Origin of the sequence: Tetragenococcus halophilus subsp. halophilus DSM 20339, from assembly GCF_003841405.1 — a bacterium.
In the GTDB taxonomy this organism is placed as follows: domain Bacteria; phylum Bacillota; class Bacilli; order Lactobacillales; family Enterococcaceae; genus Tetragenococcus; species Tetragenococcus halophilus.
The window spans coordinates 256,337-276,572 of record NZ_PXYA01000003.1 but is presented as its reverse complement, the minus strand read 5'-3'; the positions used below and the strand labels follow the sequence as shown (position 1 = coordinate 276,572).

The 20,236-nt window shown below is 37.0% G+C and carries 16 protein-coding genes and 3 pseudogenes; 17 read left to right on the top strand and 2 right to left on the bottom strand.

All coding sequences use genetic code 11. The annotated features are described in order from the left end of the window. Window positions 1–2 precede the first annotated feature (2 nt). The 6 genes from sclA to yqeB are packed head-to-tail and all read left to right on the top strand — an operon-like array spanning window position 3 to window position 4,613. Entirely contained in the window at window positions 3–1,184 is a 1,182-nt protein-coding gene (gene sclA / locus C7K42_RS11060) for a selenocysteine lyase SclA (protein ID WP_103099767.1), read from the top strand. Beyond that, complete coding sequence (gene selD / locus C7K42_RS11055) at window positions 1,185–2,207, top strand: selenide, water dikinase SelD (protein WP_103099768.1); 1,023 nt, start codon at window positions 1,185–1,187, stop codon at window positions 2,205–2,207. 20 nt (window positions 2,208–2,227) lie between these two features. Next, window positions 2,228–2,812, top strand: coding sequence for a sulfurtransferase-like selenium metabolism protein YedF (yedF, locus tag C7K42_RS11050; RefSeq protein ID WP_103099769.1), 585 nt, complete (start codon window positions 2,228–2,230; stop codon window positions 2,810–2,812). A gap of 15 nt (window positions 2,813–2,827) precedes the next feature. Further along, a complete protein-coding gene (locus C7K42_RS11045; protein WP_014124016.1) occupies window positions 2,828–3,079 on the top strand; it encodes a putative Se/S carrier protein in 252 nt (83 codons plus the stop codon). Then, window positions 3,073–3,807, top strand: a complete 735-nt coding sequence (gene yqeC / locus C7K42_RS11040; protein WP_014124017.1) for a selenium cofactor biosynthesis protein YqeC — start codon at window positions 3,073–3,075, stop codon at window positions 3,805–3,807. The genes C7K42_RS11045 and yqeC overlap by 7 nt, the downstream gene beginning before the upstream one ends. Then, a complete protein-coding gene (gene yqeB, locus C7K42_RS11035) occupies window positions 3,795–4,613 on the top strand; it encodes a selenium-dependent molybdenum cofactor biosynthesis protein YqeB (protein ID WP_014124018.1) in 819 nt (272 codons plus the stop codon). Before yqeC ends, yqeB begins: the two co-directional genes overlap by 13 nt. A gap of 73 nt (window positions 4,614–4,686) precedes the next feature. Here the strand turns inward: yqeB and C7K42_RS11030 are convergent, their stop codons facing one another. Next, window positions 4,687–5,319, bottom strand: a complete 633-nt coding sequence (locus C7K42_RS11030; protein ID WP_014124019.1) for a helix-turn-helix transcriptional regulator — start codon at window positions 5,317–5,319, stop codon at window positions 4,687–4,689. A 246-nt stretch (window positions 5,320–5,565) separates the two neighbouring features. Between C7K42_RS11030 and ssnA the strand changes: the two genes are divergently transcribed. The 11 genes and pseudogenes from ssnA to C7K42_RS10975 all read left to right on the top strand — a co-directional run. After that, a complete protein-coding gene (gene ssnA, locus C7K42_RS11025; protein ID WP_014124020.1) occupies window positions 5,566–6,900 on the top strand; it encodes a putative aminohydrolase SsnA in 1,335 nt (444 codons plus the stop codon). A gap of 11 nt (window positions 6,901–6,911) precedes the next feature. Beyond that, on the top strand, window positions 6,912–9,920 hold the full coding sequence (gene ygfK / locus C7K42_RS11020; protein ID WP_103099770.1) for a putative selenate reductase subunit YgfK: 3,009 nt from the start codon (window positions 6,912–6,914) through the stop codon (window positions 9,918–9,920). A gap of 13 nt (window positions 9,921–9,933) precedes the next feature. Continuing rightward, a complete protein-coding gene (hydA, locus tag C7K42_RS11015) occupies window positions 9,934–11,304 on the top strand; it encodes a dihydropyrimidinase (protein WP_103099771.1) in 1,371 nt (456 codons plus the stop codon). A 16-nt stretch (window positions 11,305–11,320) separates the two neighbouring features. Beyond that, window positions 11,321–12,511, top strand: a pseudogene (dpaL, locus tag C7K42_RS11010) (diaminopropionate ammonia-lyase). Between the two features lie 5 nt (window positions 12,512–12,516). Then, window positions 12,517–13,827, top strand: coding sequence for a YgeY family selenium metabolism-linked hydrolase (locus C7K42_RS11005; RefSeq protein ID WP_170157610.1), 1,311 nt, complete (start codon window positions 12,517–12,519; stop codon window positions 13,825–13,827). Window positions 13,828–13,844: 17 nt separating this feature from the next. Next, the gene (gene ygeW, locus C7K42_RS11000) at window positions 13,845–15,041 is read left to right on the top strand and encodes a knotted carbamoyltransferase YgeW (RefSeq protein WP_103092132.1); all 1,197 of its coding nucleotides are present in this window, start codon (window positions 13,845–13,847) and stop codon (window positions 15,039–15,041) included. 110 nt (window positions 15,042–15,151) lie between these two features. After that, window positions 15,152–16,089 (top strand): annotated as a pseudogene (arcC, locus tag C7K42_RS10995) (carbamate kinase). Between the two features lie 16 nt (window positions 16,090–16,105). Then, on the top strand, window positions 16,106–16,483 hold the full coding sequence (locus C7K42_RS10990) for a RidA family protein (protein WP_014124028.1): 378 nt from the start codon (window positions 16,106–16,108) through the stop codon (window positions 16,481–16,483). Between the two features lie 34 nt (window positions 16,484–16,517). Continuing rightward, a complete protein-coding gene (locus tag C7K42_RS10985; RefSeq protein WP_103099772.1) occupies window positions 16,518–17,846 on the top strand; it encodes a uracil-xanthine permease family protein in 1,329 nt (442 codons plus the stop codon). Window positions 17,847–17,921: 75 nt separating this feature from the next. Further along, complete coding sequence (locus C7K42_RS10980) at window positions 17,922–18,281, top strand: winged helix-turn-helix domain-containing protein (protein ID WP_234976219.1); 360 nt, start codon at window positions 17,922–17,924, stop codon at window positions 18,279–18,281. Window positions 18,282–18,470: 189 nt separating this feature from the next. Next, window positions 18,471–18,803, top strand: a pseudogene (locus C7K42_RS10975) (2Fe-2S iron-sulfur cluster-binding protein); the annotation flags it as partial. Between the two features lie 65 nt (window positions 18,804–18,868). Here C7K42_RS10975 and C7K42_RS10970 read toward each other — a convergent pair. Continuing rightward, on the bottom strand, window positions 18,869–20,230 hold the full coding sequence (locus C7K42_RS10970) for an IS4 family transposase (RefSeq protein ID WP_069029188.1): 1,362 nt from the start codon (window positions 20,228–20,230) through the stop codon (window positions 18,869–18,871). Window positions 20,231–20,236 lie beyond the last annotated feature (6 nt).

Here is a 20,236-nt window from a genome sequence, read left to right as displayed (position 1 = left end):
TTATGCTAAAACCAAAAGGAAAGGAATCTTCTCAAACAACCTATATGAATTACGCTGCGACTTCATTGCATAAGCCGCAACCGGTAATCGATGCCGTAACAAATTATTTACAAAATAATAATGAGATAACACCACAAAGAAGTTATTTAAATTTTTCTGGGCAGGATATTATATTTCAAGGGCGCGAAGCAGTTGCTGATTTTTTTCATGCAAAAGATTCATCAAAAGTCATTTTTACGCAAAATATTACCTTATCCTTAAATATGATTTTGCATGGCTTGTTGCAAACTGGAGATCACGTAATTACAACTTCTGTCGAACATAATGCAGTTATGCGACCGTTGTATCTACTAGAACAAGAAGGAGTAGAAGTAAGTTATCTTGCTTGTGATACAGCTGGAGAATTGACCTCTGAAAAGATTGAGTCAGCTTTACAAAAAAATACAAAATTGCTAGTTATGACGCATGCTTCAAATGTACTAGCTTCTGTTTTACCGGTAGAAAGATGTTTTGAAATTGCACATAAGCATAAACTTTTAACTGTACTGGATACTGCCCAAACAGCAGGTTTTTTACCTATTGATCAGCAAAGCTTACATATTGATGTGTTGGCTTTTACTGGACATAAAAGTCTTCTTGCTCTTACAGGAATTGGTGGCTTTATTTTATCAGAAAAAGCGGCACAGCAAATGCAACCATGGTTAACTGGTGGAACAGGGTTATTTTCTGATTCTGTTGTACAACCTGATATTTTACCTGATAAGTTTGAAGCAGGAACACCTAACAATGTAGGGATCCTGAGTTTAAAAACTAGTTTAGAATGGATTAAGCAAGTAGGAATAAAAAACATCCAGGAAAGTGAACAAGCATTAACTCAACAATTTTTGTCTGGACTTAAAGGAATGCCTTTAAAGATATTAGGAAATACCGACGTTACTAATAGAGTACCTGTGGTTTCTGTTGTACCACAACAGTTAGAAGTTAACGAGTTGGCGCAGTTTTTATATGAAGATTATGGTATTATCACTCGTCATGGACTGCATTGCGCCCCAAGTGCTCATAAAACTGCAGGAAGCTTTGAAACGGGAGCGTTACGCTTTAGCTTTGGTTTTGAAACGACGACGACTGAAATTAACCATTGTTTGATAGCGCTTGAAAAAATTCTGATAAAGGGAGGTAATTAAGTGGAAAACTTTCTTTCTAGCTGTACATCTGGGGGTTGCGGAGCCAAAATTGGCGCCAAAGATTTGGCTGGTTTATTACAAGAAATCCCGCGGAAAAAAGACGATCGTTTACTAGTAGGTTTTGATACTGCAGATGATGCAGCTGTTTATCAGATCAATGAAGATCAATCTCTTATTTCAACCATAGACTTTTTTTCACCTATGGTTGAAGACCCCAAAACCTTTGGAAAGATTGCAGCAGCAAATGCTTTAAGTGATATTTATGCGATGGGAGGTAAACCATTATATGCGCTAAATATTGTTTGCTTTCCAGAAAAAATGGATAAAAAATATTTGAAAGAAATGCTAACTGGTGGTGCTGAAAAAATAAAGGAAGCCAATACTGTATTAGCTGGAGGTCATTCGATTTATGATCATGAACCTAAGTACGGACTAGCTGTAACAGGTACGTTGAGTAACAGAAAGATTATCAACAATAATACACCAAAAGAAAAAGATGTATTACTTTTAACTAAACCTCTAGGGGTAGGGCTTGTACAATCGGCTGTGCGCGTAGGATTAGCAGATAAAGAGACAGAAAAAGCTGCTCTTTTTTCTATGCAGCGCTTAAATAAAGATGCTTCTGAAAAAATGAAACAATATGATATTCACGCTTGTACAGATGTTACTGGTTTTGGCTTTTTGGGACACTTGATCGAAATGGTTGAAAAAGACTATACAGCGGTGGTGGATACTAGTTTATTACCTCTTTTGCCTAAAGTTTATCATTTTGCTGAAGAATACTTGGCAACTGCAGGTGGTCAACGAAATCGAGAGTTTTTAGCAGAGAAGGTTTCATTGGCAGATATTGCACCTGCCATGCAAGAAATTTTATTTGATCCGCAGACCTCAGGTGGCTTATTAATCAGTGTGGCTGCAGACAAAGCGCAAGATTTATTGTCAGAAATACAAAAAGACGATCCGCAAGCACAAATGATCGGTGAAATTGTCAAAAAAGAGGATGCACCGATTGTTCTTTTATAAAGGAAAGGAGGAAATTTAGAATGTTAAAAATTAATGCGTTAGGAAAACCATGTCCTATTCCAGTAGTTGAAACAAAAAAGGCACTTCGAGATCGAGGAGAGCAAAATGAGTCTATCGAAGTCTCCGTTGATAATCAGGTTTCTGTGAATAATATTACTAAAATGACTGATGAGTTGGGGATTGAAACACAAATAAAACAACTCAAAGATGAATATTTTACTATTACTTTAATGCCTAAAAAAGGGCTAGATAACTTCTCAAATGTTAAAGAAGATACAGTGTTAATGATTGGAAGTAAGACATTAGGTAAAGGTGATTCAGCGCTAGGAGACTTGCTAATGAAAAGTTACATTTATTCTTTAACTGAATTAGATGATCTACCGAGCACGCTGATTTTCTTTAATGAAGGAGCCTTTTTAACCAATTACGGTTCACCTATTCTTGCTGATTTAAAAACTTTACAGGAAAAAGAAGTAACTATTTTAACTTGTGGCACTTGTGTAGACTTTTATGAATTAGAAGAAAAGGTTGCTATTGGAGATGTTACGAATATGTTTACTATCAGCGAAATCCAAATGAAAGCTGATAAAGTCGTTACATTGTAGAAATGAGGACTAATTATGGAATGTTTGTTGACTTTTTCAAACACCCACCAAGTCATGAAAGCTGAGGATGTACTTAATAAACAAAATATTTTTACAAAACCAATGCCGCTGCCTAGAGATCTGGGGGACTTTTGCGGAATTAGTTTACGTATTGACAGAGGACAGATTGAACAAGGCTGTGAAATTTTGCGATGTAATGATGTTAATTTGGATGGAATTTACGACATTATACAAAAAAATAATAAAAAGGAGTATGTTCCATGGTAAAACTAATTGATTGTTTTGAACTCAAGGATTATGAGGTTCTATCAATCATTGGTAGCGGTGGAAAAACCAGTTTGCTTATATTTCTTGCAAAAAAATATTGCCATGAAAAAGTCTTACTAAGTACAACGACTAAAATGGGTTATCCAAAAGCTAGTATTTATCATCGCTTAGTTATTGATCCTTTTGAAAACTTAACAGCGGAAATCGGCATTACTATGGCAGGAAAGGTTATTGCTAAACATGAAAAAAAGAAAATCAGTATGCCTGAGTCAGCAGCTTTTAGACAATCTTTTCCTTTGTTTGATAAGGTTTTTTTAGAAGCAGATGGCGCAAAACAACGCCCTCTGAAAGCTTGGGCTGATTTTGAACCTGTCATTGTATCCGAAACGACAACAACGATCGGAATTATCCCGCTTTGTGTATTGGGGCAGCGAACGGATGAAACAATTATCCATCGCTTACCTTATTATTTAAAGTTAGTTTCTGTTAAAAAAAATTCACCCATTACTGTACAACATTTAGCGCAATTGATTGAACATCCAGAAGGATTATTTGCTAAAGCTAGAGGAGAAAAGATTCTGTATATCAATCATGTGGAAGTGACAAGAGATCTGGAACTTGCCAAACAGATTGTTCAAAAAATGAATCCAATGTTTAAAAGGCAATTAAAAAAGATTATTGCTGGTAATACATTTTCAAATAGAGGATGGATTTTATGGGAAAAGTAGAAGAAACTGTAATAGTGATTCGTGGTGGTGGAGATATTGCAACAGGCGTGATTCAAAAATTATATCATGCCGGTTTTAAAGTAGTGATTTTAGAAACAGCTCAACCTTTAGCGATTCGGCGTACTGTAGCAGCCTGTAATGCTGTTTTTTGGGGAAAATATCAAGTCGAAGATTTACATATAGAAAAAATACAAAAAGCAGAAGAAAGTCAGTCTATCTGGCAACAAGATAAGATACCATTGTTGGTTGATCCTGAAGGGAAAAGTTTAATTTTTTTTAAACCAAGGGTGGTTGTTGATGCAATTTTGGCTAAAAAAAATCTAGGGACTAATATTGACATGGCGCCGTTCACTGTCGCATTAGGTCCAGGGTTTACGGCAGCAGAAGACGTGGACGTTGTTGTTGAAACAATGCGTGGACATAACTTAGGTCGCTTATTTTTTTCAGGAAAAGCGCTAGCTAACACTGGCGTGCCAGGGAAACTGGGCGGTAAAAGCGCAGAACGAGTTATTCATTCTCCCGCTGCTGGTAAAGTTAAACATGTTCGAAAGATCGGCAACCATGTAAAAAAAGATGAGTTATTATTTTATGTGGGGAATACGGCAGTTTATTCACCTTTAGAAGGAACTTTACGAGGAGAAATCGCCGAAGGTTTTACTATACCAAAGGGACTGAAATGTGCGGATGTAGATCCCAGACCTTCTCAAGATGTTGATTGTTTTACTATATCGGATAAAGCTCGCGCATTGGGAGGCGCTGTATTAGAAGCAGTTATGATGTATTTAAATAAAAAACAACCACTGTAGTGTCTTCTAGGAGTTAGTGAAAGGCTAGCTCTTAGAAGACACTACTTTTGTTAGTGAAGGCTATTTTCTTATATTAGCCGATATAATTGTATAGTGTATATTTCGATATATTAAAGTATTTCGCTACTTTATCGCCAGATTTAGTGATTAAAAAAGCGCCCTTATTGCTTAAAAACTGTATACTTTTAACTTTATCTTCTTTTGTCATCAGTGCCACAGGTTTACCAACTAATTTAACGGATTCTTTAATCAGTTCGTCTAATAGATCGTTAACGTTCTGCGGGATGAAGCTTGGTTCTACTTCATCTTCAGGTTCATCGGTAACAGTTAATTTATGCAAAGTATTTTCTGCTGCAAATAAAGTAGATGTGTCAAAATTTATGGCAAGAATTGCTTCGAGTTTGCCATCTTCTCCTTTATAAAACATTGTACTTGATTTTAATACTCGACCATCGCGTGTGCGGGTTAGATAATTATAATGATCCTCGATTTCTTCGGGATCTTTTTGCAGCGTTTCCAATACAACTTGAGATGGGCCATCGCCTATATGACGATTAGTTATATGACCATTTTCTATGGCGATGATCGAATGATCCGTTTTATTTTCGTCAATTTTATGTACCACGACTTCACAGTCTTCACCAAATTGTATTGCTATGGCTTTAGCAATTTGTTTTAAAAAGTTAGCGTTTTGTTCAGATAACATAAAAAACCCTCCAACTAGTATTTTATTTTCTTTTTATAATAGTATCATGTAAATTTTCAATTAACAAATATTTATGAGCTTTGAAACATTTTCAACAGAAACAAAAAAATTTTTAGATAAGCTTTTTATTTTTTAGATAACGTGCTATACTAAAGTCAATAAAAGTTCGAGCCACAAAAAATTATAGTATACAAATCGTGTACAGGAAATTTCTTGTTGGTAACAAGAATATTAGGAGGACAAATTATGTTACTGCTTGGAAATGGTCACTTAGTCACACGCAAAAAAGAAAAGGGTTTCATAAAAAATGGTGCAGTATTGATTGATGGGAAAGTAATCAAAGAAGTTGCAGATACAAAGAGTTTGAAGGAGAAGTATCCGGATGTTGAATTTATTGACGCTCAAAATGGCTTGATCATGCCAGGTTTTATTAATATGCATAATCATATTTATAGTACTTTTGCCAGAGGGTTAAGTATCAATGGCTATAATCCGAAGAACTTTTTAGACATTTTGGAGGGTCAGTGGTTTAAGTTAGATAGCGAAATGACAAATGAAACAACTTATCATAGTGGGCGAATCGCCTATTTGGAAAGTCTCAAAAATGGCGTTACTACTATGTTTGATCATCAAGCAAGTTATGGAGAAATCGAAGGAAGTTTAGACCAGTTATCAAACGCTGCTACTGAAATGGGTGTACGTACTTGTCTATGTTATGAAGTATCAGACCGTCATGGAAAACAAGCAGCAAATCAAGCGATTGAAGAGAATCTTCGTTTCATCAATAAAGTTCAAAACCAAACAAGTGATATGCAACAAGCGATGATGGGAATGCACGCTCAATTCACTCTATCGGATGAAACAATGGAAAAAGCAGTGGGGAAAACACCTGAGGGCGTAGGTTTTCATATCCACGTAGCAGAAGGTATCGCAGATGTACATGATGCCTTGCGCAAATATCACAAGCCTATTATAAATCGTTTATTTGACCTAGGTATTTTAGGTAGGCAAAGCTTATTAGGACATTGTATTTATATTAACCCTCAAGAGATGCAATTGATTAAAGATACTGACACGATGGTTGTAACTAATCCTCAATCTAATATGGGAAATGCTGTTGGCTGTCCACCAACTTTACGAATGATGGACGAGTTTGGCATTGTTTGTGGTCTTGGTACAGACGGTTTTACCACTGACATTACGGAATCATATAAGTTTGCGAACTTGATTTATAAACATACTTTAGTAGACCCAGGTGCTGGTGGAACCGAAGTTCCAGAAATGTTATTTGCAAATAACCCTAAGATGGCGAATCGTTATTTTAACACTAAACTTGGAGTAATTGAAAAAGGAGCAGCTGCAGATGTTATTATAGCCGATTATCAAGCCCCTACACCGATAACCGCAGATAATGTTAATGGTCATATTCTAATGGCGGTTAATGGCAACAATATTACAGATACAATCATTAATGGTGAGGTAAGGATGAGAAATAAAGAAGTATTAAATGTCGATGAGGATGAAATTTATGCTAAGGCAGGAGAAGAAGCAAAGAAATTATGGAGTAGAATCAATAATTAGAGGTGAAAAAAATGAGTGATGTAATGCGCCCTATATCCATTGAAGCGTTATTAGATTGGGTTATGAAAGAATACAGAAAAACAGGAACTATTTTTGGTATCCGGCAGTTTTATAAAGCGGATAAAAGTAAAAAAATATCCTTATTTAACGAAAAAATGGAAGTACCGTTTGGTCCAGCTGCTGGTCCTCAAACACAATTAGCTCAAAACATCGTTGCGGCTTATGTTAGTGGTGCTAGGTTTTTTGAATTAAAAACAGTGCAAGTGATCGACGGAGAAGACACAGGAATTGCAAAACCATGTATTTCGGCTAGAGATGAGGCTTATAACTCAGAGTGGTCAACAGAATTGCGTGTACCACAAGCTTTTGAAGAGTACACGAAAGCCTGGTTTGTTTTAAAACTATTAAGTCGAGAGTTTGATTTAGGCGATCCTGATGGTTTTATCTTTAATATGAGTGTTGGCTATGATTTGGAAGGAATCCTAACGCCAAAAATCCAAAAATATATTCATGATATGCAAGATGTTTCAAAGACACCAATTTGGGGAGAATGCTTGCAAGCAGCACGGAAATATATGGAACAATTTACACGTATTGATGAAGAATACTTGAATGAAATTAGTCCCCATGTTTCACGTTCTATAACATTATCAACTTTACATGGATGCCCTCCAGATGAAATTGAAAAAATAGCTACTCACTTTATTAAAGAACAGCAACTCCATACTTTCATTAAATGTAATCCAACTTTGCTAGGTTACGATTACGCTCGTGAAATGATGAATAAACTTGGTTTTGACTATATGGAATTTGATGATCATCATTTTGTAGAAGATTTGCAATTTGAAGAAGCAGTTCCAATGCTTAAGCGATTACAAAATTTAGCTGATAGGTTACAACGAAATTTTGGAGTAAAAATAACGAATACTTTCCCTGTAGATGTTGGTCAAAATGAACTACCTGCAGAAGAAATGTTTATGTCTGGTCGTGCGTTGTTTCCTCTGAGTATCGCTGTGGCTAAAAAACTATCTGACGCTTTTTCAGGGAAACTACAGATTTCTTATTCCGGTGGAGCAGATATTTTCAATATTAAAGACTTATTTGAAGCGGGAATTTGGCCGATTACAGTGGCTACTACATTATTAAAACCCGGTGGTTACCAGCGTATACAACAAATGTCCAATGTAATCTCTTCTTTGGAATATCCTAATTATATTCAATTAGAATTGGATAAATTAACAGAACTAGTAGAAAAATCAAAAGCTCAAGCACTTTATCAAAAACCTATAAAACTACCAATTTCTCCCAAAATTAAAGAGAAGTTGCCATTACTTGACTGTTACACCGCTCCATGTCGTGGAACTGGTGGTTGTCCTATTGATCAAGATATCCCAGCTTATTTACGCTATGTTAGTGAAGGAAAGCATTTGGAAGCTTTAAAAGTAATCGTGGATAAAAATCCGTTACCTTTTATTACAGGAACGATCTGTGCGCATCCGTGCCAGACAAAATGTACACGTCAATTTTATGAAAATTCTATCGATATTCGAGGCGTGAAGTTAGAAGCTGCCGAAAATACTTATGATGAATTAATGGCAACGATGGAAAAACCTGAAAGAAAAGAAAATGCACCAAAAACGGCAGTAGTTGGTGGGGGTCCAGCAGGTATTTCAGCCGGCTATCTTTTAGCCCGTGAAGGTTATCCAGTAACTGTTTTTGAAAAAGGTAATGATGCAGGTGGTGTTTGTAGCCAAATCGTACCAGAATTTCGTATTTCTATGGAAAGTGTACAAAAAGACGTAGATATGGCTAAGTTCATGGGAGCTGAATTTAAAACTGGAGAAGCAGCTCCAGCAATTGATTCTTTGAAAGATGCTGGCTATGAAAATATTATCTACGCCATTGGCGCTCATAAGCACAATAATCTTCGCTTAGATAAAGGTGAAGCAATTAATTCCTTAGAATTTTTAAATGATTTGCGTATTGATTCAAGACATAATGTTTATGGTGAAGATATTGTTGTAATTGGTGGTGGCAATACAGCTATGGATTGCGCTCGGGCTGCTAAACGCTTGCCAGGCGTCAATAATGTTTCCTTGGTTTATCGCCGTGATAAACGAAATATGCCAGCGGATGAAGAGGAACTTTTGACAACTTTAGATGAAGACGTGACCTTCCGTGAGTTATTGTCCCCTGTATCATTAGAAAATGGTTATCTGACTTGTGAGGTAATGAAATTAGGAAAAAGAGATGAATCCGGCCGTCAGCGTCCAGAATCAACCGGTCAATTTGTTGATATCAAAGCCTCGACAGTCGTTTCTGCGATTGGAGAAAAAGTGGATGACAGTTACTTTAATGAACTGGGCATTCAAACAGACCCAAGAGGTCGCGTGCTTGTTGATCCTGATACTTTAGAGACAAACTTGGAGCATGTATATGTAGTAGGGGATGCTCACCGTGGTCCAGCTACCATTGTTGAAGCAATTGCAGATGCTACAAAAGCTTGTAGTAGTATTTGCGAAATCCATAATAAAAATTATGAACGTGCGAATAAAAATATTGATTTACAAGAACCTCGGAGTAAAAGAGGAATATTGCTAACAGATGAAGATCCAGTTTCTCAGGCTGAACGTTGTCTGGAATGTTCGACAATATGTGAATCTTGTGTGGATGTATGTCCCAACCGAGCGAATGTTGTTATTAATGTAAATGATCGTCCACAAATCATGCATATCGACAGAATGTGTAATGAGTGTGGGAATTGTGAAACTTTCTGCCCTTATTCTAGCGCGCCCTATAAAGTTAAATTTACCTTGTTTAATAATGAAGAAGATTTTTATAATAGCACAAACCAAGGATTTTATGTGATTGATCAAGCAACAAAAACTTGCTTGGTTCGTTATAAAGATAAGGAACAGACGGTTGAACTTAATACAACAAGTAACACAGATATTGCAGATGGAATCATAGATTTAATGGAAACAGTAATTGATGATTACGATTTCTGTTTAGCTAATTAAGAGGTGAAAATCATTGGCGATGCTAATCAAAGGCGGAACGGTCGTTTCTACAAGCGGCCGTCGTCAATTGGATGTTCGGATAAAAGATGAAAAGATTATAGAGATGGGATGCGATTTAGAGGTTAATGAAGACAAAATTATAGATGCTTCTGCTTGCTATCTTTTCCCAGGATTTATCGATGGGCATACTCATTTAGAATTAGAAAATGACTTAGCGACAACTTCAGATAACTTTGTAACCGGCAGTCAGGCGGCAGTTGCCAAGGGAACAACGACTATCATTGATATGGCGACACCCGTTCGCGGTAGTTCCCTAAATAACTGTTTGAAAACTTGGAACCAAATGGCTGAAGGTAAGGCCTCTTGTGATTTTAATTATCATATGTCACTCATTGAATGGACCCCTGCAATAAAAGCAGAAGTTTCAGAAATGATTGCTCAGGGGATCACATCTTTTAAAATGTATATGGCTTATGACGCGATGCGTGCTAGCGATGCTGAACTCTTTGAAGCTATGAAAGAAATAAAAAAAGTGGGTGGTATATTAGGCGTTCATTGCGAAAACGGTGATGTAATCAATCAATTACAAAAAGATTATTTGCAAACTGGAAAAGTAGTGCCCAAATACCATCCATTATCACGGCCTAATGTATTAGAAGCCGAAGCGATTAATCGTTATCTTACCATTGCAGGCCAAGTAGGTTTAGCCGTTAACATTGTGCACTTAAGTACGAAAGAATCGTTAGAAGTAGTGAAAAGAGCGAGAGCAAAAGGACAAGTAGTGTATGTTGAAACTTGTCCCCAATATCTACTTTTAGAGGATTCCTTATATGACTTGCCGAATTTTGAAGGCGCTAAATACGTTTGTTCACCTCCTTTAAGAAAACCTACAGATAATAAAGCTTTGTGGCAAGGCGTGATCGATGGACATGTTCAAACAATTTCTACGGATCATTGCGATTTTAATTTCTCTAATCAAAAAATTAACGGTAAAGACGACTTTACTAAAATACCAGGGGGCATGCCAGGTGTTGAAACACGTCCAGAGCTAATTTATACAGCCGGCGTTATGACAGAAAAGATCAGTTTGGAACGTTTTGTTGGTTTGTTATCTGAAGATATCGCTAAACAGTTTAATATGTATCCTAAAAAAGGGGTTATTCAAATTGGCAGTGATGCAGATATTGTCATTTGGGACCCTGAACAAAGGGATGTTATTAGCGCAAAAACACAAGTAACAAATTGCGATTACACTCCTTATGAGGGTTTTGAAACGATAGGAAAAGCACGTGATGTTTTTCTTCGAGGAGATAAAGTTGCTGAAAACGGAAAAGTTTGTAAAGAAAAAATCGGAAAATTTGTTTTCCGGAAAATTAATGAATGAAATTGGAGTGAAAAGTTTGGAAAAAATCAGATGGGTTAAAAATGAAATGCCAAAAACCGAGGATCCATATTTATATTTAATGGATAAGGCGAATATGTAAAAGGCACGTGCGTTTCACAAAAGTTTCCCACAATATAATGAAACACCTTTAGCTAAATTGGATCATATGGCTCATTACTTAGGAGTGAAAAATCTTTTTGTTAAAGATGAGTCTTATCGCTTTGGTTTAAATGCTTTTAAGGTATTAGGCGGTTCTTTTGCTATGGCAAATTATATTGCCGAACGTACAGGAAAAGATATTTCAGAACTTGATTATGACACATTAACATCAGATGAATTAAGAGAAGAATTTGGACAAGCCACCTTTTATACAGCTACAGATGGCAATCATGGCAGGGGCGTAGCTTGGGCAGCTAATAAATTGAGGCAAAAAGCAGTTGTATTAATGCCCAAAGGCTCTACTCAAACACGCTTTAATAATATAAAAAATGAAGGCGCTGACGTTACGATTGAAGACGTTAATTATGATGAATGTGTTAGAAAGGCCAACGCATTGGCTGAATCTACTAAAAATGGTGTGATGGTTCAAGATACAGCATGGGAAGGCTACGAAAAAATTCCAGCCTGGATTATGCAAGGTTATGGAACAATGGCAAGTGAAGCTGATGAAGAAATGAAAGACGTTAGTAAACGCCCTACACATGTTTTTATTCAAGCAGGTGTAGGTAGTTTAGCAGGAGCAGTTATTGGTTATTACGCCAACTTGTATCCTGAGAATCCACCTAAGATAGTTGTTATGGAAGCCCAAGCAGCAGATTGTTTGTATCAGTCAGCTAAGCAAAAAGATGGAAAAATTCGTTTTGTTGATGGTGATCTAGATACAATTATGGCTGGTCTTGCTTGTGGCGAGCCCAATACAATTTCTTTTGATATTTTAAAAAATCATGTAGACGCTTTTGTTTCTTGTCCTGACTCTGTATCAGAAAAAGGGATGCGTATGTTAGGCGCACCGATTAAAGGAGATCCACAGGTTGTATCTGGTGAATCAGGTGCTGTAGGAATGGGCTTAATTGCTAGTTTGATGAAAGACCCTGAATATAAGGATCTAAAAGAATATTTAACTTTAGGTAATGATTCAGAGATTGTGTTGTTTTCAACAGAAGGCGATACGGACCCTGATAATTATAAACATATTTTGTGGAGGTAGAAAGAATGGATTTAGAAGCAATCAAAAAACAAGCACAAAATTACGAAAAGGATATGACAAAATTGCTACGTGATTTGGTCAGAATTCCGGGTGAAAGTGCTGATGAAGGAAAAAAATTACAACGTACTAAAGAAGAAATGGATAAACTCGGTTTTGATAAAGTAGAATTTGACCCGATGGGAAATTTACTGGGATATATGGGAACAGGCGAAACATTAATTGCTTTTGATGGTCATATGGACACAGTTGCGATTGGCGAAAAGAAAAATTGGCGATTTGATCCCTATGAAGGTTATGAAAATGATAGTGAAATTGGCGGATGTGGAACATCTGATCAAGAAGGCGGAGTTGTTTCTGCTATCTATGGCGCTAAAATCATGAAAGATTTAGGCTTATTGAGCGATAAATATACTGTTTTAGTCACAGCAACTGTTCAAGAAGAAGACTGTGATGGATTATGTTGGCAATATATTATTAATGAAGATAAGATTCGTCCAGAATTCGTCGTTTCTACTGAGCCAACTGATGGCGGAATTTATCGGGGACAACGGGGCCGTATGGAAATTCGGGTTGATGTCCGCGGTGTTTCCTCACATGGTTCAGCGCCAGAACGTGGTGACAATGCAATTTATAAAATGGCGGATATTTTAAATGATGTACGTGCATTAAATAATAATGGTTGTACTGAATCAACTTCTATCTATGGTTTAGAAAAAATGTTACATCAACAATTTAATTCAGATTGGCAAGAAGCACAATTTTTAGGTCGAGGAACGATAACGGCATCGCAAGTATTTTTCTCTTCACCAAGCCGTTGTGCGGTAGCGGATGGTTGTTCCGTTTCTTTAGACCGTCGTATGACAGCTGGAGAAACATGGGAAAGCTGTTTAGAAGAAATCCGACAATTGCCAGCAGTGCAAAAATATAGCGCAGACGTTGAAGTTTCAATGTATGACTATGATGTCCCGAGTTATACTGGCCAATCATATCCAATCGAATGTTACTTCCCGACATGGGTTATTCCAGAAGATCATGAGGTTACAAAAGCTTTAGTTGAAACTCATGATCAATTATATGGGGATAAACGGCAAGGACCAGATTCACAAATAAAAATGCGTGAAGTACGTCCTGTTCTTGATAAATGGACTTTTTCAACCAATGGCGTCACTATTATGGGGCGCAATGATATCCCTTGTATTGGTTATGGACCGGGCGCAGAAGATCAAGCGCATGCGCCAAATGAAATCACCTGGAAAGAAGATCTAGTTCGTTGTGCTGCGTTTTACGCAACTTTACCGACAGTTTATACGAAATAAGAAATGAGGAAAAGTGAATGGCAAATTTTGAAAACTTATTAGAAGAAATCAATAGTTACAATACCACAGATATGTTTGGAAATGATTTTATGCAGACTTGGCATAAATCAGAAGATGAATTAAAAGCAACTTTAAAAGTTGCAGATGCGCTAAGAAATTTACGAGAAAGAAATATTTCAACCAAAATTTTCGATTCTGGACTAGGCGTTTCTATATTCCGTGATAATTCAACGCGGACACGTTTTTCTTTTGCGAGCGCTTGTAATATGTTAGGTCTGGCTGTCCAAGATTTAGATGAAAAAAAATCACAAATTTCGCATGGTGAAACAGTTCGTGAAACAGCAACAATGATTTCTTTTATGGCGGATGTGATCGGGATTCGCGACGATATGTATATCGGTAAAGGTGATGCTTATATGCGCGAAGTTATTGAATCCGTAAAAGAAAGCCAAGAAGACGGAATTTTAGAGCGACGTCCTAACTTAGTTGACTTACAAGACGATACTGATCATCCGACACAGGCTTTAGCTGATTTAGATCATATCATTCATGAAGTAGGGGGGATTGAAAACTTAAAAGGCAAAAAAATCGTCATGTCGTGGGCTTATTCGCCATCTTATGGTAAACCTCTATCTGTTGCTCAGGCAATCATCGGCTTGATGACACGTTTTGGCATGGATGTGACTTTGACTCATCCAGAAGGATACGAAGTAATGCCCGAAATCGAAGAACTAGCGCAGGAAAATGCGGAAAAATCAGGTGGTTCTTTTAAAAAGACTTATGATATGAAAGAAGCATTTACCGATGCTGATGTTATTTATTGTAAAAGTTGGGCACCTTTTAAAGCGATGGAAAAAAGAACGGAATTATACAGCGAAGGTGACTTTGAAGCAATTGATGAGTTAGAAGATGAGCTATTAAAGCAAAATAGACAGCATAAAGATTGGGCTTGTACAGAAGAAATGATGGAGTTAACAAAAGATGGTAAAGCATTATACATGCACCCACTTCCTGCAGATATTACAGGCATTTCTGCAGATGAAGGCGAAGTAGATGCTTCTGTATTTGATCGTTACCGCAAGGAATTGTACAAAGAAGCTAGTTACAAACCCTATGTAATTGCTGCGATGATTTTCTTAAGCAAATTCCAACTGCCTGGACAAGCTTTAAAAGATTTGGAAAAACGGGGAAAACAACGACATTACGACGAATAATTAGCAAAAGTAGAGAAGTTTTAAGGAAATGAAAAAGATTTCTTTACTTAAAACTTCTCTTTCTTTTTTGAAATGAAATAATAAAAAATTATTGATTCAGGAGGAAAAAGATGACAAAAGTTGTAGTAGCTTTAGGCGGTAATGCTTTAGGAAATAACTTGAAAGAACAGATGGAAGCTGTGAAAAAAACAGCGGTTAATGTAGTGGATCTTATTGAAGAAGGCTATGAAGTAGTATTAGCTCATGGTAATGGTCCACAAGCAGGAATGATTAAACTAGCGATGGATGAAATGACGGCCAAAGATCCTAAAAAGTATCCTCCGGTATCTTTATCCGTTAGCGTGGCAATGAGCCAAACTTACATTGGTTATGACTTACAGAATGCTTTAAGAGAAGAGATGCTTTCTCGCAAGTTGGAAAAACCGGTTGTTACGATCGCGACTCAAGTTGAAGTAGATCCTAATGATCCTGCTTTTGACAAACCAACAAAACCAATTGGTCGTTTTATGGCTAAAGAAGAAGCAATGCAAGCTGCTATGGAAAAAGACATTGTAGTAGCAGAGGATGCGGCCGAGGTTACCGGCAAGTCGTCGCTTCGCCAAAACCCAAAGAGATCATAGAAATTGAAACAATCAATCATTTGATCAGTGCCAATGAACTAGTGATTACTTGCGGTGGTGGGGGAATTCCCGTTATAAAAGGAGAAAATAACCACTTGCAAGGAGTTCCAGCAGTTATTGATAAAGACTTTTGTAGCGCTTTGTTAGCTGAAACGATCAATGCGGATTTTTTAATCATTTTAACAGCCGTTGAACAAGTTGCTTTAAATTTTGGTAGTCCAGAACAAAAAAATCTAGCAAAAGTTTCACCCTATGAGCTACAAAAATATATTAACCAAGGACATTTTGCACCTGGTTCTATGTTGCCAAAAGTTGAAGCGGCAATGAACTTTGTCAAACAAACAGATAAAAAAGCTTTGATCACCTCTTTGGAAAAAGCAAAAGAAGGATTAGCTGGTAAAACAGGTACGCTAATTACAAGTAATTAAGGAAGAAGGTAAGAAATTGACAAAAAATATGATTAATACAAAGCAAGCACCTACAGCTGTAGGGCCATATTCGCACGCTGTTTTAGTAGGAAATCAAGCCTTTATATCAGGTCAATTAGGCTTAGATCCTGTATCAAAAAAATTACAAGCAAGTGTAACCGATCAAGCAAAACAAGCATTTAATAATCTGGGAGCAATACTGCAAGAGGTGGACTTAACCTTCTCTGATATTGTGAAGACTACTGTTTTTTTAACAGATATGGCAGATTTTGCAGCAGTGAATGAAGTTTATGCAGATTATTTCGGCGAATGGAAGCCAGCTCGTTCTTGCTTTGTTGTAAAGGAATTACCATTGGGCGGTTCTTTTGAAATCGAAGCCATAGCTATGAAGTGATGGGTCTGTCTGCCCGCTCGAAAGGAGAAGACGAATGGAGTCGAAAAAAGAATTAAACGCTCTTTATAAATATGATGCTAAACCTCAGTTTGGTGAAATCCTATCTTTAGGTTTACAACATGTAGTCGCGGCGATTGTAGGTATTGTGACCCCAGGATTGATGATTGCAGAAGTAACTAATTTGAACGAAGCCAATACTACTTTAATTTTACAAACGTCTTTAGTCTTTGCAGGAATTACTACCTTGATTCAGCTCTTTCCAATTTTTGGCCGTTTTGGCGCTCGTTTACCTGTTATGATGGGGGCTAGTTTTGCTTATGTACCTATTCTACTGGCAATTGGTGCTGAGTTTGGTATAGGCGCGATTTTTGGCGCGCAGTTAATTGGTGGTTTGACAGTGATCTTTGTTGGTCTGACCATTAAGAAAATTCGTTTTATCTTTCCACCGATCGTAACTGGTACAGTCATTTTAAGTATTGGTTTTTCCTTATTTCCAGTAGCTGTCAAATATATGGCAGGAGGAGCCGGAAATGAAGGCTACGGATCTTGGCAAAGTTGGTTAGTAGCCATTATCACTTTTGTCATTGTTTTTTACTTAAATAATTTTGGCAGAGGATTTTTGAAATTATCTTCGATGTTAGTAGGAATGATTATTGGTTATATTGTTTCATTATTTTTGGGAATGGTTGATTTTGTTCCTATAGCAAATGCCGGAATTGTACAAAGTATTTTGCCGCTTCATTTTGGTTTAGAATTTAAAGCTGTTCCAATTGCGACTTTGGTCGTGATGTATTTAGTTGATTCTGTGCAAACAATTGGGCAATTTACTGCTACAACATTTGGTGCTATGGATCGTCAGCCTACGGATAAAGAAATTTCTGGCGCAATTATAGGTAGTGGACTGGCTAACTTTTTAGGAAGCCTGTTTGGTTCAGTCCCTTGTGCAACATTTGGACAAAATGTAGGCCTAGCTGTTTCAACCAAAGCAATCAACAAATATATTTTTACTTTTGCCTCGGGTGTTTTGTTAATTGCAGGCTTTTTACCTAAAATTGCTGCTATTTTAACAACCATACCGCAATCAGTTATCGGTGGTGCAACGATTTCTGTTTTTGCTACGATTGCAATGACAGGGTTGCGCACGGTAGCCAACGAAGGACTGACACCGAAAAATACTACAGTTGTCGGAACTTCTTTAGCATTTGGGATCGGGATTGCTCTTTCAGAAGGATCACTTGCTGGTTTTCCTGCGTGGGTGACGACAATTTTTGGGAACTCTGAAGTAATTTTAACCGCAATTATTGCAGTAATCTTAAATCTCATTTTAAATAAACCAAAACCAGAAAAAATCCTACAAGAGTAAATTTGTAAAAATAATCAAAAAGGATCGTTTTTTTCTGGAAAGCTGTTATCTATTGTATATTAGTGGAGGTTTTTTATGACAAAGCAAAATGAACTATCTTATAAAATGACCTTACGGTTGAAAAAGGGTGAAATTTTTTTTGGTCCTGGCGTTTTAGATGTTTTAAATTTAGTAAATGAGAATGGTTCATTGAGTCAAGCGGCTAAAGAAATGGGAATGTCATATAATAAAGCTTGGCGTATTGTTCAAAAGGCAGAAAAATTATGGGGGAAAAAATTGATTGTTTCAAAAATTGGTGGTTTCCAAGGAGGAGGTTCCCAGCTAACACAAGAAGGAAAGAAACTTGTCAGAAAGTATGAAAGTTTTGAAAAAGAAGCTAACAAGAAAGTTAAACAACTTTTCCACGATATTTTTTTAACAGAGAAGAAGTGGTAAAAGTAGTAAAAAATATTAAAATTAATAATTAATAGATAAGAAAAGTAATAAAAAAAGGATGCTTATTTTGACTTATATCATCACAATTATATTTGCCAATAAAGCAAAGAAAATATTTTTATTTTACAAAAATATTTTTCTATATGATATAATGTGAAAAAGATCATTTAAATTAAGGGTGTGTTAAAGGTGTATTCGTTTATAGTGAATGGGGAAACGGTCAGCTGTGAAAAAGATAAAAGTCTGATGCATTTCCTACGTGACGAAATGCGACTTACTGGGACAAAAAACGGTTGTGATAGTGGTTCTTGTGGAGCTTGTACTGTACTCATTAATGGAAAGGCTTGCAAGAGTTGTCTGTTTAATTTATCAAAAGTAGAAAATAAAGAAATTACTACGATCGAAGGGATATCATCACGACAAAAGGATGTATTTAGTTATGCATTTGCTAAAACAGGAGCAGTTCAGTGTGGATATTGTATTCCGGGGATGGTTATTTCTGCGGTCGGATTACTAACTAAAACTTGAAACCTACTTTTCGATACGTATCCCTTGGTATACCAAGGATCTCATGCACAAAATTAACTTCAACCTGCTTGCTTGAGCTGTTTTTGTATAGAGGAAGGTAGTTTTTCAAGGAACTGTTCGATAATGTTATTTAATACGGCTTCATCCAAAACATATTCATCCGCAAAAGCTTCTTGGAATAAAACGAGTAATTGCAGAATGGCTTCCGATACAGAAAGCTCGGAAAGCTCATCAATGAGAAGATAAAATAACTCGCCAAGCGTTCGGTCGTCTTTACTTTCACGTTCTTGCACCGCTAGGATCATATAACCGATAGCTACCAGTGTCGTATGCGCAAAGATCCCGTCATAAGAAATCCCTTGGTACTTGGCTAATTTTAAGTATTGTTTGCACATCTTGAAGTAGACTTCCACCGACCAGCGTCTAGCATAGAGCTGAATGATCTCGTCTTCGGTCAGATCGATATCGGTCGAAGCTAAGACCAAATAGTCGTTTCGTTTATTGCGATTGCGAATATATACCAACTTAATGGGAAGGACTTCCCCTTCTACGACAGCTTCTACTTGGACACTCAAAAGATAGCGAGAACGACCGCGGCGTTTCTTGTTTCGTTTGAAGATTTCTTTGACATCCATCTTTTGGCCTTGATAACGGTAGTAGATCTTTTGACTACGTTTAACCATCGCTACGCAGTGGCATTTCAGGTCACGGATCTGTTGGAACATTTTGGGACTGGAAAACCAAGTATCGAATAAGACATAATCCGCATGGATCCCTTGGTTCAAAGCCGATCGAAGCAGTTCCAGTGTCACTTCCGTGCCTTTACGAAGCGCTTGAGCTTTACGTTTCCCCCTATTCGTGCGTTGATCCCCGATATCAAGGTCAGATTGGAGCTTTCTTTTCCCGGAGAGCAAGGAAAAAGCGACGGGGACAAAGCTGTTGCCATCACTCCAGCCTAATTGTAAATAACGAAATCCTTTGAAATATTTTTTCTTGGCATGGTCGTATTGTAAAGCGGCACACTCCACTTTTTTCGCATTCAAGCGAGAATACATGGAGTCATCCACGATAAACGTGGTCTTTCGGGCATCATCCGTCAATGGACGTAGGAAAGTAATGACGGATTTAGCCACTAAGATCAGTAATTTTTGCCAATGAATGTGCGGATCATTCAAAACGTTGCGAAATGTTTTATCTGAAAATGATAGCTTTTCCTTTTGCTTTTGGTAAAACCGATAGGTAGAACCGTTGGTAAAGATCGAAGCTAATAGGAACGAAAAAATAACAGAAACGGAGAAACCCTTCCTGTGCACGGCATTCGATTTTTTAAGAGCAGAAGCTACATGGAACTGATGAAAAAAATCAGACACAGAGGTAGAAATTTTTTCTGAATTTGACGTTTTTTGTGTTATAATTGACATGGCATG

Excerpts from the sequence above, each read along its gene's own strand:
- yqeC (WP_014124017.1), top strand. The coding sequence starts at position 3,073 with ATGGTAAAACTAATTGATTGTTTTGAACTCAAGGATTATGAGGTTCTA.
- C7K42_RS10985 (WP_103099772.1), top strand. The coding sequence starts at position 16,518 with ATGGAGTCGAAAAAAGAATTAAACGCTCTTTATAAATATGATGCTAAA.
- yedF (WP_103099769.1), top strand. The coding sequence starts at position 2,228 with ATGTTAAAAATTAATGCGTTAGGAAAACCATGTCCTATTCCAGTAGTT.
- C7K42_RS11005 (WP_170157610.1), top strand. The coding sequence starts at position 12,517 with ATGGATTTAGAAGCAATCAAAAAACAAGCACAAAATTACGAAAAGGAT.
- C7K42_RS11045 (WP_014124016.1), top strand. The coding sequence starts at position 2,828 with ATGGAATGTTTGTTGACTTTTTCAAACACCCACCAAGTCATGAAAGCT.
- sclA (WP_103099767.1), top strand. The coding sequence starts at position 3 with ATGCTAAAACCAAAAGGAAAGGAATCTTCTCAAACAACCTATATGAAT.
- C7K42_RS10980 (WP_234976219.1), top strand. The coding sequence starts at position 17,922 with ATGACAAAGCAAAATGAACTATCTTATAAAATGACCTTACGGTTGAAA.
- ygeW (WP_103092132.1), top strand. The coding sequence starts at position 13,845 with ATGGCAAATTTTGAAAACTTATTAGAAGAAATCAATAGTTACAATACC.
- C7K42_RS10970 (WP_069029188.1), bottom strand. The coding sequence starts at position 20,230 with ATGTCAATTATAACACAAAAAACGTCAAATTCAGAAAAAATTTCTACC.
- ygfK (WP_103099770.1), top strand. The coding sequence starts at position 6,912 with ATGAGTGATGTAATGCGCCCTATATCCATTGAAGCGTTATTAGATTGG.
- C7K42_RS11030 (WP_014124019.1), bottom strand. The coding sequence starts at position 5,319 with ATGTTATCTGAACAAAACGCTAACTTTTTAAAACAAATTGCTAAAGCC.
- ssnA (WP_014124020.1), top strand. The coding sequence starts at position 5,566 with ATGTTACTGCTTGGAAATGGTCACTTAGTCACACGCAAAAAAGAAAAG.
- yqeB (WP_014124018.1), top strand. The coding sequence starts at position 3,795 with ATGGGAAAAGTAGAAGAAACTGTAATAGTGATTCGTGGTGGTGGAGAT.